This is a genomic window from Phyllobacterium sp. YR620, from assembly GCF_900104165.1.
Classification (GTDB): domain Bacteria; phylum Pseudomonadota; class Alphaproteobacteria; order Rhizobiales; family Rhizobiaceae; genus Phyllobacterium; species Phyllobacterium pellucidum.
In genome coordinates this window covers 151,332-167,358 of the sequence record NZ_FNJP01000005.1, presented here as the reverse complement: position 1 = coordinate 167,358, position 16,027 = coordinate 151,332, and the positions used below count along the sequence as shown (strand labels likewise).

Annotated in this window: 14 protein-coding genes, 1 tRNA gene, 1 pseudogene and 1 riboswitch; of the genes and pseudogenes, 8 read left to right on the top strand and 8 right to left on the bottom strand. The window is 58.9% G+C overall.

Annotated elements, in window-relative coordinates:
* Positions 1 to 61 precede the first annotated feature (61 nt).
* From BLR72_RS17015 to BLR72_RS17005, 3 genes are all read right to left on the bottom strand, one after another.
* Positions 62 to 445, bottom strand: coding sequence for a VOC family protein (locus BLR72_RS17015; protein ID WP_091950527.1), 384 nt, complete (start codon positions 443 to 445; stop codon positions 62 to 64).
* Between the two features lie 27 nt (positions 446 to 472).
* Positions 473 to 2,128 (bottom strand): lysine--tRNA ligase, encoded by a 1,656-nt coding sequence (locus BLR72_RS17010; protein ID WP_091950525.1) that lies wholly within the window; start codon positions 2,126 to 2,128, stop codon positions 473 to 475.
* A gap of 120 nt (positions 2,129 to 2,248) precedes the next feature.
* Positions 2,249 to 3,088: a transporter substrate-binding domain-containing protein gene (locus BLR72_RS17005; RefSeq protein ID WP_091950523.1), complete on the bottom strand. Its 840-nt coding sequence runs from the start codon at positions 3,086 to 3,088 to the stop codon at positions 2,249 to 2,251.
* Between the two features lie 300 nt (positions 3,089 to 3,388).
* On the opposite strand from BLR72_RS17005, the pseudogene BLR72_RS22900 reads away from it, so the two are divergent.
* Positions 3,389 to 4,912 (top strand): annotated as a pseudogene (locus tag BLR72_RS22900) (glycosyltransferase); the annotation flags it as partial.
* A gap of 311 nt (positions 4,913 to 5,223) precedes the next feature.
* Here the strand turns inward: BLR72_RS22900 and ppk2 are convergent.
* Positions 5,224 to 6,132: a polyphosphate kinase 2 gene (ppk2, locus tag BLR72_RS16995; RefSeq protein ID WP_244506736.1), complete on the bottom strand. Its 909-nt coding sequence runs from the start codon at positions 6,130 to 6,132 to the stop codon at positions 5,224 to 5,226.
* A gap of 93 nt (positions 6,133 to 6,225) precedes the next feature.
* Between ppk2 and phoR the strand changes: the two genes are divergently transcribed.
* Positions 6,226 to 7,491 (top strand): phosphate regulon sensor histidine kinase PhoR, encoded by a 1,266-nt coding sequence (phoR, locus tag BLR72_RS16990; protein ID WP_091950518.1) that lies wholly within the window; start codon positions 6,226 to 6,228, stop codon positions 7,489 to 7,491.
* A 78-nt stretch (positions 7,492 to 7,569) separates the two neighbouring features.
* On the opposite strand, the gene BLR72_RS16985 is transcribed toward phoR, so the two are convergent.
* The gene (locus tag BLR72_RS16985; protein ID WP_091950516.1) at positions 7,570 to 8,088 is read right to left on the bottom strand and encodes a GcrA family cell cycle regulator; all 519 of its coding nucleotides are present in this window, start codon (positions 8,086 to 8,088) and stop codon (positions 7,570 to 7,572) included.
* Positions 8,089 to 8,591: 503 nt separating this feature from the next.
* Between BLR72_RS16985 and BLR72_RS16980 the strand changes: the two genes are divergently transcribed.
* The 3 genes from BLR72_RS16980 to BLR72_RS16970 are packed head-to-tail and all read left to right on the top strand — an operon-like array spanning position 8,592 to position 11,734.
* Entirely contained in the window at positions 8,592 to 9,797 is a 1,206-nt protein-coding gene (locus BLR72_RS16980; protein ID WP_091950514.1) for an aspartate aminotransferase family protein, read from the top strand.
* A 10-nt stretch (positions 9,798 to 9,807) separates the two neighbouring features.
* Entirely contained in the window at positions 9,808 to 10,746 is a 939-nt protein-coding gene (gene argF, locus BLR72_RS16975) for an ornithine carbamoyltransferase (protein WP_027230345.1), read from the top strand.
* A complete protein-coding gene (locus BLR72_RS16970; RefSeq protein ID WP_343051173.1) occupies positions 10,739 to 11,734 on the top strand; it encodes an Hsp33 family molecular chaperone in 996 nt (331 codons plus the stop codon). Before argF ends, BLR72_RS16970 begins: the two co-directional genes overlap by 8 nt.
* Before the next feature lie 12 nt (positions 11,735 to 11,746).
* Here BLR72_RS16970 and BLR72_RS16965 read toward each other — a convergent pair whose 3' ends face one another.
* Together BLR72_RS16965 and apaG are read right to left on the bottom strand one after the other, a co-directional pair.
* Positions 11,747 to 12,043, bottom strand: coding sequence for a hypothetical protein (locus BLR72_RS16965; RefSeq protein WP_027230343.1), 297 nt, complete (start codon positions 12,041 to 12,043; stop codon positions 11,747 to 11,749).
* Entirely contained in the window at positions 12,043 to 12,435 is a 393-nt protein-coding gene (gene apaG, locus BLR72_RS16960) for a Co2+/Mg2+ efflux protein ApaG (protein WP_091919813.1), read from the bottom strand. The genes BLR72_RS16965 and apaG overlap by 1 nt, the downstream gene beginning before the upstream one ends.
* Before the next feature lie 274 nt (positions 12,436 to 12,709).
* Between apaG and BLR72_RS16955 the strand changes: the two genes are divergently transcribed.
* Positions 12,710 to 12,913 carry a hypothetical protein gene (locus BLR72_RS16955; RefSeq protein ID WP_091950510.1) on the top strand — a complete coding sequence of 68 codons (204 nt, stop codon included), beginning with the start codon at positions 12,710 to 12,712 and terminating at the stop codon, positions 12,911 to 12,913.
* Here the strand turns inward: BLR72_RS16955 and BLR72_RS16950 are convergent.
* Positions 12,910 to 14,103 (bottom strand): O-succinylhomoserine sulfhydrylase, encoded by a 1,194-nt coding sequence (locus BLR72_RS16950; protein WP_091950824.1) that lies wholly within the window; start codon positions 14,101 to 14,103, stop codon positions 12,910 to 12,912. The genes BLR72_RS16955 and BLR72_RS16950 overlap by 4 nt on opposite strands.
* A gap of 63 nt (positions 14,104 to 14,166) precedes the next feature.
* Positions 14,167 to 14,246, bottom strand: a riboswitch (SAM riboswitch).
* A gap of 77 nt (positions 14,247 to 14,323) precedes the next feature.
* On the opposite strand from BLR72_RS16950, the gene BLR72_RS16945 reads away from it, so the two are divergent.
* On the top strand, positions 14,324 to 15,415 hold the full coding sequence (locus BLR72_RS16945) for a 2'-deoxycytidine 5'-triphosphate deaminase (RefSeq protein WP_027230339.1): 1,092 nt from the start codon (positions 14,324 to 14,326) through the stop codon (positions 15,413 to 15,415).
* A 62-nt stretch (positions 15,416 to 15,477) separates the two neighbouring features.
* Positions 15,478 to 15,551 (top strand) — tRNA-Gly (locus BLR72_RS16940).
* The last annotated feature ends 476 nt before the right edge of the window (positions 15,552 to 16,027 follow it).

The window sequence follows — 16,027 nt, the reverse complement described above, 5'->3', positions numbered from 1 at the left end:
GACCCTTGTGAGGAAATGGGGCAGCCATGAGGGGGGTGTCGTAATTGCCACCCGCCGCCTATCAACCCTCGTGGCAGACAGCCTCGATATTGTGCCCGTCGGGATCGCGAACGAAGGCGCCGTAATAGTTGGGATGGTAGTGCGGACGCAGCCCCGGCGCGCCGTTGTCGGTTCCGCCGGCGGCAATTCCCGCTTTATGGAAGGCATCGACGATGTTCCGGCTGCCAACACGAAACGCTACGTGGACCGTTGGCCTGTTTGGTTCGCCGCTGGCGATCCAGAAATCCGGCTTGCCGCCTTCACCAAAGCCCGCAACGTCCGAACTGCCGGTCACGGACGCCGGGAATTCAAGGATCAACTCATACCCGATTGACGCGAACAACTGGCGATAGAACGCCTTGCTCTTTTCGAAATCGCTGACTGAAACTCCAGTATGATCAAGCATAGAGGACTCCCGCTGGTTTGCCCCTGACTACGACAGATCGCCGGCCAGGGCCTTTGCAATGAGGGCACGCGTTTCCGGGATGCCATAGAGGGCGACGAAGGAGCCGAAGCGCGGGCCGCGCTCCTGGCCGATCAGTACCTCATAGAGCATCTGGAAGAACGACACCGAGACGCCTGGACCACCTTCCGGGCTCTTCTTGGTGTGGTCCTGATAGCGCTCGATACTGCGCGCGACATCGAGAATGGCGTTCTGGATGTCGGTCCCGTCGGCATCGTCCGCGAGCGTCGCGAGTTTCTCGTCCATGGCTGCGAGGGCGCCGCGTTCCACCTCGTCGGGCGCGCGGAATTTCTTGGTCGGCTTGACGAAATCATTGAAGTAGCGGATCGCATAGCCGACCAGCGCATCAAGTTCAGGATTGTTTGCCGGAGTCACATTCCTGGCATGGCGCGAAATGAAACCCCAGAGCACGCTGCTGTTTTCGGCATTGGAGGCGCTTACGAGGTTCAGCAGCAGTGCGAAGGGCACCGGCAGGTCCACGGTCGGCGGGTTGCCGTCATGGAGATGCCAGACAGGATTGTTCAGCCGGTCCTTCCAGCTTTGACGCCCATAGGCCGAAAGATAGGTGAAATATTCATCAACCGCCTTGGGAATGACGTCGAAATAGAGCCGCTTTGCCGTGCGCGGCTTCTGGAACATGTAGAGGCCGAGACTTTCGGTCGGGGCGTAGGTCAGCCATTCGTCAATGCTGAGGCCGTTGCCCTTCGACTTCGAAATCTTTTGGCCGATCTCGTCGAGGAAAAGCTCGTAGACGAAATGTTCGGGGGCCCGGCCACCCAGTATCTCGCAAATGCGGTCATAGATGATCGCATTTGTCTGGTGGTCCTTGCCGAACATCTCGAAATCGACGCCGAGCGCTGCCCAGCGCATGCCAAAGTCAGGCTTCCATTGCAGCTTGACATTGCCGCCGGTGACGGGGAGCGTGGTCTCCTCGCCGTTCTCATCATCAAAGGTGATCGTGCCGTTCCCGGCGTCGATCTTCTTCATCGGCACATAGAGCACACGGCCGCTTGTCGGCGAAATCGGCAGGAACGGGCTATAGGTCGCCTGGCGCTCTTCGCCGAGCGTCGGCAGCATGACCTTCATGATATCGTCATACCGCTCGGCGGCACGCAGCAAGACTGCGTCGAAGCGGCCCGCTTTGTAATATTCCGTCGCGCTCGCAAATTCATAGTCGAAGCCGAACGTATCAAGGAACCGGCACAGCATGACATTGTTGTGGTCGGCAAAACTCTTGTAGTCGCCGCCAAACGGGTTAGGCACTGCCGAGAGCGGCATGTGCAGATACGGCGCCAGAAATGCTGGATCCGGCACATTGTCCGGTATTTTGCGCATGCCGTCCATGTCGTCGGAGAAGCAGAGAAGCTTGGTCTTTACCTTGTCGCCGGTCAGAACGCGGAAAGCATGGCGCACCATTGAGGTACGCGCCACTTCGCCGAAGGTGCCGATATGCGGCAGTCCCGAAGGGCCATAGCCGGTCTCGAACAACACCGTTTCAGGAAAGCCGGATTTGGCGTAACGCTTGATGATCTTCTGCGCCTCTTCGAACGGCCATGCTTTGGCCTCTGCTGCCGCCGCGATCAATTCGGGGGTCAGTTCGATTTCGGTGTTTAGGCGCGGGTTCATTCGTTATTCCTGTTAACGCTTGGATTTGATGAAACGCTCTACGTCCGCGGGTCGTCCGCGTCAATCGCACTGGCGGCACGGAGGCGCAATCGGCAATGATTTCGGGGTTAAGAGGTTCGATTAGTAGAAATCGACGGGAAAGTACCGAAGATAAAGTTCGGATGTGATGCCTTTTTCCTCGATCGCCTTCAGTGCGAAATCGAATGCATCGACAAGTTTTTGATTTTCGAGCGTGGCTGCGATCATCATTCCTTCACCCAAGAACTGCGGCGCAATGTAGGGGCCACCGACAAAGGCGCAGCAATCCTTTGCCTCGGGGCTGCCGATCCAGAAGGAAAGGTCCGAGCCGTCGCCAAATACGGCATCTATCTTCTTGGCCTGCAGATCCCTGAACATGAGTTCGCGCGTCGGAAAACCAACCCAATGGCTGTTTGGAAAATAATCGGCAAATATCGCCTGGTGCACTGAACCCGCAATCACGCCGATGGTCTTTTGCTTGAGTGTATCGGCCAAGGGTTCGGCAAAGGAAGTTTCCTTGAGCGCCATGAAGCGCGCGGGCAGGCGGATATAGGGAGCCGTAAAGGCAAACTCCTCGCGCAGGGCGGCGGTTGGTTTCAGGCCGGCGATGATCGCCTCGGCTTCGCCGCTTTCAAGCGTCGGTTGCAACTCGTTCCACGGACGAGCCTCAATCTGGCAGATGGCGGTCACGCCGAGCTCGTTGCAAAGTGCCCGCGCCAGATCGACATTGAATCCCGAGATGCGCCCCGTCGCATCGACGAAGTTGAACGGCGGATAATCGACGGTCGTCACGAAGCGAATGCGCTCGACGGTCGAAAGGTCCGGCTTGGCGACATGCTCGCGTCCATCCCAGTAATGCGGAAAATCGGATTGCGCGGCCATAGCTGGCAGCACTGCCAAAATGAAGGCGGCGAGAAACGAGGCAATCTTGCGGAAAGGCATGCGATACCGTGGTGCGATTTGATTTGGGCCAAGCTAGCACGATCTCATCACCTCAAAAAGCGCAATTGGCTGGCGGGCCTTCGCAAGCAAAACCTGAGGGGTATATTGACTATTCTCACGCATTGATCTCTATTACTTGCACTATATCGCACATATTACTACCATAAGTATACTTCAATTTATACATTCAATCTATAATTGAAAGAATTAATCATGGTATTATTGTATATATTGCGAATTTCATCGCGAAACGAGATCGGTCGGCCTGATCATCGGCCTTTACTTTAGGCGGGCGCCGCAATGCGGCAGATCGAGGCTGCCCTCGCTGCAAGACTATGCCAGGCGGGAACGGCGAAACACGCCATTATCGCAGCCTTCCGCGAAGCGGTTTCCAACCGCACCTCACTGCTCGAAGAAGTTGCGGCATCCGGGATAGCGGACGAGGCGGCAATAGGCCGGGCCATAGCGGTGGAACTCGGGCTGAGCTTTGCGGCAATTCCGGAGGGAGCGATAGTCATCGGCAAAAGTTCGGCTGTTGCACCGGATCTGCATTCACGCCGGCTGATGGTGGTGACAGCAGAAGGCGAACTTTTGCATTTTGCGGCCCCGACGCTTACCGAGATAGGCGACCTGAAGCACAGCCTGTCTTTCGATCCGGCCGCGAAAGCCCGTACGAGAATAACAACGCCAACACAGCTGCATGAATTCATCCGTTCCTACCGCGAGCGCGAACTGTTGCTGAAGTGCGTGAACAGGATGGAGATCGGCGGGCTTGAGCGTACGTCCCGGGTGGTCCTGAGCGGCACTCAGGGGATCATCCTGGGCATTGCGATAAGCCTCGGCATGATCGGACTGATTTTCCATCTTTCCACCCTCTGGGATGGCTATCACTATTTTTCGTTGCCCTTCTTCTTTGCATGCATCGCGCTTCGCTTCCGTGCAGCGGGCAGGACTGGCGAAATTCTCGCCGAAACCGGCTGTCTTGCACAACGACATGGTGAACTTCCATTCTACACCGTCATGATCGCACTTTATAAGGAAGCGGCGGTGGTGCCCCAACTTGTAAGGTCGATGCAGCGGCTCCATTGGCCAAAGTCGAGGCTTGAAGTCCTTTTTCTCTGCGAGGCAGACGACACGTCAACATTGAAGGCTTTGGCAGACCAGACCTTACCTCCGGGTTTCAAGATCGTCCCCGTTGCCAATTTCGGCCCACGAACCAAGCCAAAGGCGCTCAACTATGGGCTGCAACTGGCGAAGGGCGATTTTGTCGTGGTCTACGATGCGGAAGATCGGCCGCATCCCGACCAGCTTGTGGAGGCCTGGCGCCGCTTCGACATATCCGACGTGAGGCTCGCTTGCCTGCAAGCGCCGCTGATCATTTCGAATGCAGGCAGCTGTCTGCTGGCGCGGCTGTTCGCCTTCGAATATGCGGCCCATTTCGGCGGCCTGCTTCCATGGCTGGCCCGCCACGGCTTCATTCTGCCGCTCGGAGGAAGCTCCAATCATTTCAGGCGCAACTGCCTTGAAGCGGTGCGCGGCTGGGATCCATACAACGTCACCGAGGATGCCGAGCTCGGCGCGCGATTGGCGCGCTGTGGCTACGATGTGGGTGTGATCTCCCGACCAACCCTTGAAGACGCGCCGGTTCGCGTCGATATCTGGCTGCGGCAAAGGACGAGATGGCTGAAAGGTTGGGCGCACACATGGCTCGTTGAAATGCGCAATCCGAGAGCTTTCCTGCGCGAGGTAGGATTGCAACGCTTCATGGTGTTCCAGACGCTCGTTGCGGGGATCATCGTCTCATCGATCGTCTATCCGTTCATGCTGCTCTGGATAGGCTTTGGGATCGTCCACATCGCGCGCGATGACGCCTTTACCTGGCACAATGCGATACTCGCCCTCGATCTCGTGTGCGTTGTCATGGGCTTCCTGTCATTCCACAGGCTCGGCCAAAGAACACCGGTCGCCGCCTCGATTTCTGGATCGATCCTGCAATGGCTGCCGCTCTATTGGCTGCTTACTGCCATGGCGGCATGGCGTGCCATTTGGCAGCTCGGCAGAGCGCCCTCGCTTTGGGAAAAGACGCCGCACGACCCTTCAGGGACATTATTGCCGGAGAAAATCAGCCCGCGCCCTCACAGAAACTCATGGCCGGAGCCGATGATCAGCGCGTCTTCATTGCCGACCACATCCATGTCCCGGCCCTTATATGGCAGGCTCAAGAGAATTCTGCGGATGACGGCGATGCGGGCGCGCCGCTTATCGTTGGACCTGACAATCGTCCATGGGGCATAGGCCGTGTGCGTGCGTGCCAGCATTTCGTCGCGCGCCTTCGTGTAGTCGTCCCAGCGCTTGGCCCCTTCGATGTCGATGGGCGAGAACTTCCAGTTCTTCAATGGACTGTGCCTGCGGTCGTGAAATCGCTTCAGCTGCATGAGCTGACCGATATCCAGCCAGAATTTGAAGAAATGAATGCCATCCGCAACGAGAAGGCGTTCAAATCCCGGCACTTCTTCCAAAAAGGATTCATGCTGCTCGGGCGTGCAGAACCCCAGCACTTTTTCAACGCCGGCCCTGTTGTACCAGGAACGGTCGAACGTGACGAACTCGCCTGTCGTCGGAAAATGCGAGATATAGCGCTGGAAATACCATTGACCGCGCTCGATCTCGCTGGGCTTGGGCAAAGCCACATTGCGGGCCGAGCGCGGGTTCATATATTGGCGCAGCGTGAAGATCGTGCCGCCCTTTCCGGCGGCATCACGCCCCTCAAACGCGCAGACGACACGATTGCCGGTGTCCTGCAGCCAGTACTGCATTTTGACGAGTTCGATCTGCAGCCGCTCGACAGTCTTCTCGTATTCGTCGTTCGGCATCTTGTCTTTATAGGGATAGCCCCCTGAAGCAAGTTCGCCGTCATCGATCCAGTCCGGCAGTTTGGGATCGTCTATATTGAAAGTGCGTTTCTTGCCGTCGATCTTGAGTTTGAGAGTGGTGTCTACGCCCGCTACGGGTTTATCGGTTTTCTTTTTCGAATCTTTACCCACAGCAATCGTCCTCAATTGACACAATGGCATGTTATTGAGAGAGCGTTGTATCGTCCAGAGCCAAAAAAGGACGCCGGGCCAGGAGTTTAGTGCATGAGCATTTTGGGGCAGGAGGGCCGTACGTTTCGCCAAAAGGCTGTCGAGCGTGTGATCCAGGCACGCTTCGTGCTCGGCGCCGCCGCCTTCATTACCGCTCTTGTCCTCAGCACTCAGGCGACATGGTGGCTGAGCTTTGCCGTCCTCATGCTCGTCCTCCTGGCGGTCGTTGCGCTTTCTGCGACGCTGCCGCGCAGCGATGTACCGGCGGAATCTCCCGCCAGCGATCCGGCAATTTTCCGTCTGTCCGGCCAGCAGCTTGCCGCGCAATTGCCCGACCCGCTTATCATCTTCGACCATGGCGGGACGATCCTTTACGTCAATCCCGTCGCCAATGGCGCCTTCGGGCCGCTGGCGCGCGGCGGGGCTCTGCTCCTGCATTTCCGGGCCCCCGAACTGCAGGCGCTGGTTCAGTCAGTCATGGCCGATGGCGTCGCCCGGTCGGTAGACTTTGCCGAACGGGTGCCGGTCGAGCGCTGGTATCGAGCGACGGTTCTCCTCCTCGACCGGGCCGGTGGCAAGGACCGGCAATATCTTCTATCATTTCGCGACCAAACCGAAGCGCATCGCCTTGAACGCATGCGCAGTGACTTCATCGCCAATGCCAGCCATGAGTTGCGCACGCCCCTCGCATCCTTGACCGGGTTTATCGAGACGCTGCGCGGGCCGGCCCGCCGCGACGAGGCGGCGCGCGACAATTTCCTCGAGATCATGCAGAAGCAGGCGGAGCGCATGGCCCGCCTGATCGATGACCTGTTGTCACTGTCGCGCATCGAGATGAAGGCGCATATCGCGGTCAAGGACCAGGTGGACCTGACGACGCTGATCAATCATGTGGTGGATTCGTTGCGCCCGCTTGCGGATGATCTCGGCGTCGACATCGAACGCAAGATCGATCCCGATCCCGTCATCGTGCTTGGCGACAGGGATGAACTGACGCAAGTCTTCCAGAACCTTGTCGAAAACGCCTTGAAATACGGCCAGTCAGGCGAGCGCATCGTCGTCGAGCTCAAGCGCGGCGACGATGGTATCAAGGCCATGGTCCAGGATTTCGGCCCTGGCATACCGGAGGAACATATCCCGCGGCTGACTGAACGCTTCTACCGCGTCAATCTTGAAACCAGTAGGGCTCAGAAAGGCACCGGCCTCGGACTTGCGATCGTCAAGCACATACTGACGCGGCATCGTGCACGCCTGGTCGTTCGCTCACGGGTCGGTGAGGGCTCGACCTTCACCGTTGTCTTCGGCCCTCAGAAGGCCTGACGCCAACCGCTCGTTGAGCTTGGTGCACGGCAAACAAAAAAAGGGCGCCGAATGGCGCCCCAGTCAGAAGGAGCAAGATTAGCGGACGCGCCTGCGATCGGACGCGGGCTGATAGGCTAGGCGGGAGTGATAGCCGCAATAGGGCCCGGACTCGCCGACATCGTTGCCGCAGAAATTGAAGTCCGGCTGCAGCGGATCTCCCATCGGCCATTTGCAGGTACGCTCGTTGAGCTGCACCAGTTCGAGGCGCCGCGAGATCGGCACGACGACGTCCGTGACAGTCTTCATCACCGGCACGAGTTCAGTGCTGTATTCGGTCTGCAAAGCGGTCGCGCCGATGCTGCGGCTGACGACGCGGGTCGCGACATGCCCCGACGAACCGCCGCTGCGCGATGCGCCGGATGACCCCGTGTTGATCTTCTTGCTGCGTGTCTGGGTGGACGTGGTCTTGCCCCGCCCGGACAGCTTCAGCCTGTGAACCTTGCCGATGACCGCATTGCGGCTGACACCGCCCAGCTGTGCTGCGATCTGGCTTGCACTCAGACCTTCGGCCCAAAGTTTCTTCAGCTGTTCTACGCGCTCATCTGTCCAGTTCATCGTTTTCCTAGCTCCATATGGGGCTTGTTTATGTAGACTCCGGACTGAATCCTTCCTCGCATCTGGATTGCTCCAGATTGGTTCGATACCATATCTATTCAGATGACGAGGACGCCGTACGAAATCTAGCTTTTTCGATTACCAAGCTACAATATGCGATGACTCTGTGACAAGAGTCGGGCGCCGATCCCAGGGGTGCTTTTTTGGGTTTTCCCCAACTTGCGCGATAGACTGTTGCAGAAATGACGAATTGCAGAGTCGGTGGCAAATATTCCAGCGGATACGCGCAGAAGTTGTAGTTAATGGATCGGCTCATCCGGTTCGTGTTGGTGATGAATGGGATCAAAAGTGTTCATTTGACAATTGGGGTTCGAATGACGATATTACTGGCATATGGCCGCCCTCAAAATGGCATTGTGGGGCGGCTTTTTGATTTCAACACGGCCGTTTCTTCTTTGTAATCAGCAGTTTCGGCAAACAGGGTATTGGAGGCCCGTAACGATATGACGGACGCAATCGCGCAACCGCTTTACGACACTTTTGCTCGTGCGGATCTGCGCTTTGAGCGAGGTGAGGGTGTGTGGCTGGTGACCGAAACCGGCGAGCGCTATCTCGACTTCGCCGCCGGCATTGCCGTTAATTCGCTCGGCCATTCGCATCCCCATCTCGTCGAAGCGCTGAAGAGCCAGGGCGAAAAACTGTGGCACGTCTCCAACGTCTACGAGATCCCCGGCCAGCGCCGTCTCGGCCAGCGTCTTGTCGACGCGACTTTCGCCGACAAGGTGTTCTTTACCAATTCCGGTGCGGAAGCGCTTGAATGCGCGATCAAGACCGCGCGGCGCTACCACTATGTCAACGGCCATCCCGAACGGTTTCGCATCATCACCTTCGAAGGCGCGTTCCATGGCCGCACGCTGGCAACGATCGCGGCTGGCGGCCAGGAAAAATACCTCGAAGGTTTTGGACCCAAGGTCGAGGGTTTCGACCAGGTGCCTTTCGGTGACGAAAAGGCCTTGAAGGCTGCAATCGGGCCGGAGACTGCTGCCATTTTGATCGAGCCGATCCAGGGCGAGGGCGGCGTACGTCCCGTCCCGGATGAAGATCTGCGCGCTCTGCGCAAGCTCTGCGACGATGAGGGTATTTTGCTGATCCTCGATGAAGTTCAGACCGGCGCCGGTCGAACCGGCAAGCTGTTCGCCCATGAGTGGTCGGGCATCAGGCCGGATATCATGGCGGTCGCAAAGGGCATCGGCGGCGGCTTTCCGCTTGGCGCCTGCCTTGCCACGGCCGAAGCCGCAAAGGGCATGACCGCCGGCGTTCATGGCACGACCTATGGCGGCAATCCGCTTGCCATGGCTGTCGGCAACGCCGTGCTCGACGTCATCCTGGAAGAGGGCTTCCTTGAACACGTGCAGAAGATTGCCCTCACGATGAAGCAGGGCCTTGCGTCCATTGCCGACCGCTATCCGGCAGTCATTTCGGAAGTGCGCGGCCGCGGCCTCTTGATTGGCCTCAAAAGCGTCGTTCCCAATACGACGCTGGTCCAGGCATTGCGCGACGAGCATTTTCTGACGGTCGGCGCCGGTGACAACGTCATTCGCCTGCTTCCACCTCTGGTTGCATCGGAAGAAGAGGCGCGCGAGGCGCTTTCACGCATCGAGGCGGCGGCTGAACGCCTATCGGTTGCCGCCAGGCAGAAGAGCGCGTGAGGGACGGGCCATGACAATCAAGCAGGACCTCCGGCATTTTACCGACCTTTCAGCGCTCTCGTCCGGCGATCTGCGCACGATCCTTGACGACGCCCGCGAACGCAAGACGCGGCTCAAAGCCGGCAACATTGAAAAGCCATTTGCCGGCAAAGTATTGGCAATGATCTTCGACAAGCCGTCGACGCGCACACGCGTTTCCTTCGATGTCGGCATGCGCCAGCTCGGCGGCGAAACCATCATGCTGACCGGTTCGGAGATGCAGCTTGGCCGCAGCGAAACCATTGCCGATACGGCAAAGGTGCTGTCGCGCTATGTCGACATCATCATGATGCGCACGACGACGCATGACCGCCTGACCGAAATGGCGCAAAACGCCACGGTTCCCGTCATCAATGCTTTGACGGACGACACGCATCCCTGCCAGATCATGGCGGATATCATGACGTTCGAGGAACATCGCGGGCCAGTGCAGGGCAAGACGTTCGCCTGGACGGGCGACGGCAACAATGTACTGCACTCGCTGGTCGAGGCGGCAGCCCGTTTCGATTTCAATCTCAATATCGCAACGCCGGACGGCAGCGAACCCAGCAGCAAATATCTTGACTGGGCCCGCGGCGCCGGCGGCAAGATCAAGCTGACCACCGATCCGGTCGCTGCGGTCAAGGACGTCGATTGCATCGTCACCGACACCTGGGTGTCGATGGGACAGGAAGGGCGTGCCCGCGGCCATAACGTGTTCATGCCCTATCAGGTCAACGATGCATTGATGCAGCATGCCAATCCCGACGCTCTGTTCATGCACTGCCTGCCCGCGCATCGCGGCGAAGAGGTAACCGACTCCGTCATCGACGGACCGCATTCGGTGGTCTTTGATGAGGCGGAAAACCGGCTGCACGCGCAAAAGGCAATTCTCGCATGGTGTCTTGAAGGAGGACGTTCCAGTGTCTGATACCGGAATTCGTTCCGACGAATATGTATTTGCCGGCGACGACGCCGTTGTGCCGTTTCAGGTTGCGGATCTCGATGCCCGCGGCCGTGCGGTGCAATTGGGGCCGACGCTCGATGAGATCCTCAATCGCCACGACTATCCCGAACCCGTTGCAAAGCTGCTCGCCGAAGCCATCGTTTTGACCGTGCTGCTTGGTACCTCGCTGAAGTTCGACGGCAAGTTCATCTTCCAGTCGCAGTCGGATGGACCCGTCGACATGCTGGTCGTCGATTTCCGCACGCCAAATTCCGTGCGCGCCTATGCGCGTTACGATGAGGAACGCCTGGCGGAGGCGATTGCCGGGCACCGTACCGCCCAGGAAGAATTGATCGGCAGCGGCACGCTCGCGCTGACTGTGGACCAGGGCGAATACACACAACGCTACCAGGGCATCGTCGCACTCGACGGCTCGAACCTCGAAGAGATTGCCAAGACCTACTTCCGCCAGTCGGAGCAGATTCCGACCGATGTGCGCCTCTCTGTCGCCAAGCTCGTGGAGCGAGGCCCGGACGGCAAGCCTGTCGAACAATGGCGCGCCGGCGGTCTCATCGTGCAGTTCCTGCCGGAATCCGAGCTTCGCATGCGCCAGCGGGACCTGCCGGCCGGCGATGCGCCGAGCAATGAGGAGGACGAGTTTTTCGAGGATGACGACTGGGCCGAAATCAAGGCGCTGGTCGCGACGATCGAGAGCTCTGAACTGACCGATCCGCAGGTTGGCGCGGAACGTCTGCTCTATCGGCTGTTCCACGAGCGCGGCGTCCGCGTCTTCGATGCGGTCCGCGTCAACGACGACTGCTCCTGTTCGCGCGAGAAGATTGCCGGCGTGCTCTCAGGCTTCACGGCCGAAGAGATCGAGGACAGTATCGAAGACGGCAAGATCAGCGTCACCTGCGAATTCTGCTCGACGCACTACGAGTTCGATCCGGGCGAGTTCCTGCCGAAAAACTGACCGATCCGGCGGTCAGACCCGCATCGAAGCCGTCATTTCATGGATGACGGTGACGGCGATCAGAACAACGACGAACCCGCCGATAATCAGCCATAACGGCCATGGCTTTGGCGATTTCTTGGCAAAGAGGCCGACAATCAGTCCGGGGACCAGGGCAAGGCCGAACAATCGGCTGGCGGCGTCGGAGGCGCTGGTGAAACTCGGTAGGGTATAGCCGAGGAAATAGGCGCCGATCGCCAGTACGAAGACGATAGCGGAGCAGGTTAGGGCCTTCAGATAGGGCGCGTTGGTGCGTTCGGTTTCGGCCATCAGTTCAAGGTCCGCAATTGATCGGGAAGGTCGAGCGAGAAGGCCGGAATTTCGATATCGAAGCGCTCGCCTGACGTCGTCTGCATTGAATAGCGCCCGACCATGACCCCTGATGTCGTCGTCAGCGGACAGCCGGATGAATATTGGAAGGAGTCGCCCGGATCGAGAATGGGTTGCTCGCCGATGACGCCCGGTCCGCGGACCTCCTCGATATGGCCGTTGCCATCGGTGATCCTCCAGTAGCGGGCGCGCAATTGCACCGTCAGATCCGAGTCATTGGCAATGGTTATCCGGTAGCCCCAGACATAGCGATTTTCCTCCGGGTTGGATTGCTCCTCCAGATAGAACGGCTCGACGGTCACTTCGATATCGCGCGTTGTCGCCTTGTACATGCCTGCTCTCGATTTCACTCCTTGATATCGCCACTCACGGCCGATGCGTCAACCATTACTGGTCACGGATCGAACTAAAACCTTCGTCGGTCACGGTTCCTTTGTTAGGATCGAGGATGCAAAAGGAGCCAGTCATGATGACCCTGGAAGCCTTCGCCGCCATGGCGCACTCATTTCCGGAAAGCACGCAGAGCAGCCACTTTGGCACGACCGATTTCCGTGTGAGCAACAAATCTTCGCCACCTTGCGTCCGGAAAAACTGCGCGGGGTTCTGATGCTGACGCGCGACGACCAGGCCATGATGCGCGAGACCTCTGCAGACATGTTCGAACCGGTGCCGGGCGGCTGGGGCGAGAAAGGTGCGACCTTTGTCATTCTCGCCATGGCCGAGCCCGATGTCGTGCGCCATGGCGATGGCGTGGCGGAAGGCCGCGCCAAAATCAGTGTCGGCGCGCCACCAGCTATAGCCAGGTCCTAGCGCGATGCGTTCAGTGCCGCATCGAGATCATCGATGAGATCATCGACGTCTTCGAGACCGACGGATAGCCGCAGCAGTCCATCGGATATGCCGAGCTCGGCACGAGCCTCGTCCGTCAGGTTCTTGTGCGTCGTCGTTGTCGGATGGGTGATAAGGCTCTTCGAATCGCCGAGATTGTTGGAGATCTGGATGATCTCGAGTGCATTCTCGACCGCAAATGTGGCCTTCTTGCCGCCCTTGACCTCGAAGGCGATCAGCGTCGAGCCACCGCTCATCTGCTTGGCAACGATGTCAGCCTGTGGGTGATCGGCGCGGCCGGGATAAAGCACTTTCGAGACGGCCGGATGTCCGGCAAGGAAGTCGGCAATCTTCGCCGCATTGTTCGTCTGCTGGTGCACGCGCACGGCAAGCGTTTCGAGCCCTTTGAGCATTACCCAGGAATTGAACGGGCTAAGCCCGGGGCCCGTGTGGCGGAAATATTCGTGCAGGTTTTCGTCGATCCACTGCTTGTCGGAAAGGATCATGCCGCCGAGGCAGCGGCCGTGGCCGTCAATATGCTTGGTCGTCGAATAGATGACGATGTGGGCGCCGAGTTCAAGCGGCTTTTGAAAGAGCGGCGTTGCGAAAACATTGTCGACGATCAGCTTGGCGCCAACAGAGTTCGCGACCCTGGCGACGGCGGCAATATCGATGACTTCGAGCGTCGGATTCGTCGGGCTTTCGAGGAACATCACCTTGGTGTTGGGGCGAACTGCCTTTTCCCAATTCTCGATCCTGGAGCCGTCGATCAGCGTGAAGTCAACGCCATAGCGCGGCAGCATGGTCTCGATGATGTAGCGACAGGAGCCGAACATCGCCCGCGCGGCAAGCACGTGGTCACCGGCTCGCACCTGGCAGAGGATTGCGGCAGCAACGGCGGCCATCCCCGAAGCGGTGGCCCGCGCATCTTCCGCGCCTTCAAGGGCGCACATGCGCTTTTCGAACATGTCGGTCGTGGGGTTCGCATAGCGCGAATAGATGAATCCGGGCTCTTCGCCCTTGAAACGCGCCTCGGCTGCTTCTGCGGACGGATAAACGAAGCCTTGCGTCAGGAACAAGGCTTCGGAGGTTTCCCCGAAGCCGGAACGCAGGGTTCCGGCATGGACGAGCTGGGTGGCGGGACGCAGTTTGCGGGTGGTATCCTTGGTCATCGCTGTCTCAATCTGCCAGAAAACTGGCCAATAAAAAACCGGCCTTGCGGGAATCGCAAAAAGGCCGGACGAGACCGGGCCTCTTTTAGCAAATTATTTTACGTGGCTGCAAGCCGGCCGGCCAAATCACCACGGGATAAAAGTGCTTTAATCCTCTTGGCCGCTTGCGTCAATCGGGTGAGGCGCTAAAGCTTTTCGTCTCTTTGTATGGATGGTCGACATGGCGAGACGAGAAGCGGGCATATTGGCCGATAGCGGCATCAGGGCGCTATTTGAGGCGCGAGCACTCAAGACCGAGCGCGAATTCGACGTCGACCAGATCCAGCCGGCGAGCCTCGATCTGCGCCTCGGCAAGCGGGCCTACCGCGTACGCGCGAGCTTCATGCCGGGCCCGGGCACGCCGGTCATCGACAAGCTCGACCGCCTGAAACTGCACGAAATCGATCTGACCGAGGGCGCGGTTCTCGAGACCGGCTGCGTCTATATCGTTCCGCTCCTGGAAAGCCTGGCGCTTCCTGCCGAGGTTTCAGCCTCGGCCAACCCGAAGAGTTCGACCGGGCGCCTCGATATCTTCACACGGGTCATCGTCGATGGCGCGCAGGAGTTCGACAAGGTTCCGGCCGGCTATCATGGCCCGCTTTACCTTGAAGTCAGCCCACGCACCTTCCCGATCGTCGCGCGCACCGGCTCGCGCCTGTCGCAGATCCGCTTCCGGACCGGGCGCGCGCAACTGGAGGAAACCGAGCTTGCGGAACTCCACGCCGCCGAGACGCTCGTCGCCTCCGAAACCCCCAATATTTCCGGAGGCGGCATCGCCCTTTCAATCGACCTCACCGGCGATCAGAATGGCCTCGTCGGCTATCGCGGCAAGCATCACACAAGCGTCGTCGATGTCGACCGGCGCGGCGTCCACGATCTTTTCGACTTCTGGGAGCCGATCCATGATCGCGGCGCCCGGGAACTCGTGCTCGATCCCGACGAGTTCTATATTCTCGTCTCGCGCGAAGCGGTCCACGTGCCGCCGCTCTATGCCGCCGAGATGACGCCATTCGACCCGCTCGTCGGCGAATTCCGCGTGCATTATGCCGGTTTCTTCGATCCGGGCTTCGGCCATACGGCAGCGGGCGGCACTGGCAGCCGCGCCGTACTCGAAGTGCGCAGCCATGAAGTGCCGTTCATTCTCGAACACGGACAGATCGTCGGACGCCTGATCTACGAGCATATGCTGGAGCGCCCGCGCGCCCTCTATGGAACTGATCTCGGCTCCAACTATCAGGCGCAGGGCCTGAAGCTCTCGAAGCACTTCCGCTGACGGCGGAGCCCGCTCGCGACCCCTTGACAAAGACCGCTGTCAGCGGTCACTGATAGTGAAATGCGGGTGTAGCTCAATGGTAGAGCAGCAGCTTCCCAAGCTGAATACGAGGGTTCGATTCCCTTCACCCGCTCCACCAATCTTTTCAGATACTTACCGTCATTTTCGCGATACGCTGCTGAAGCCTATGAGGCTTGGGCCGAGGAGGGATCGAATACCAAGACGGTACCGGCGATCCACAACGCCGCTTTCGAAGCGCTCGACGGCAATCGTCCGGCTGATAGCCGATATCCAACTCGATATTGTCGATAGCTCGTCGCAGGTGCAACGCTTGATGACCGCATTGGCCAAGGCGCGGCGGGCGCGGCGCCATACGCCGGTGCTTGGCCCTGCGGCTTGGGTGCTCGATCACCCAACAGGTGAAGGACAGCAAGATTGTGACCGACGAGGTTCGCAAATCGAAACTGGCGGCGTCAGCATCGCCAATTCGTTTGAGTGGGTCTCGCGCGTGTTCAACAGATAGCAAGTCGGGATCGCTACATTTCGCTTTTCGATGAAGGTCGGCGAGTCCGCCATACGACCAGAAGGTAAAGACCACCCACCCACAATGCG

Excerpts from the sequence above, each read along its gene's own strand:
- BLR72_RS17015 (WP_091950527.1), bottom strand. The coding sequence starts at position 445 with ATGCTTGATCATACTGGAGTTTCAGTCAGCGATTTCGAAAAGAGCAAG.
- BLR72_RS17010 (WP_091950525.1), bottom strand. The coding sequence starts at position 2,128 with ATGAACCCGCGCCTAAACACCGAAATCGAACTGACCCCCGAATTGATC.
- BLR72_RS17005 (WP_091950523.1), bottom strand. The coding sequence starts at position 3,088 with ATGCCTTTCCGCAAGATTGCCTCGTTTCTCGCCGCCTTCATTTTGGCA.
- phoR (WP_091950518.1), top strand. The coding sequence starts at position 6,226 with ATGAGCATTTTGGGGCAGGAGGGCCGTACGTTTCGCCAAAAGGCTGTC.
- BLR72_RS16985 (WP_091950516.1), bottom strand. The coding sequence starts at position 8,088 with ATGAACTGGACAGATGAGCGCGTAGAACAGCTGAAGAAACTTTGGGCC.
- BLR72_RS16980 (WP_091950514.1), top strand. The coding sequence starts at position 8,592 with ATGACGGACGCAATCGCGCAACCGCTTTACGACACTTTTGCTCGTGCG.
- argF (WP_027230345.1), top strand. The coding sequence starts at position 9,808 with ATGACAATCAAGCAGGACCTCCGGCATTTTACCGACCTTTCAGCGCTC.
- BLR72_RS16965 (WP_027230343.1), bottom strand. The coding sequence starts at position 12,043 with ATGGCCGAAACCGAACGCACCAACGCGCCCTATCTGAAGGCCCTAACC.
- apaG (WP_091919813.1), bottom strand. The coding sequence starts at position 12,435 with ATGTACAAGGCGACAACGCGCGATATCGAAGTGACCGTCGAGCCGTTC.
- BLR72_RS16955 (WP_091950510.1), top strand. The coding sequence starts at position 12,710 with ATGCTGACGCGCGACGACCAGGCCATGATGCGCGAGACCTCTGCAGAC.
- BLR72_RS16950 (WP_091950824.1), bottom strand. The coding sequence starts at position 14,103 with ATGACCAAGGATACCACCCGCAAACTGCGTCCCGCCACCCAGCTCGTC.
- BLR72_RS16945 (WP_027230339.1), top strand. The coding sequence starts at position 14,324 with ATGGCGAGACGAGAAGCGGGCATATTGGCCGATAGCGGCATCAGGGCG.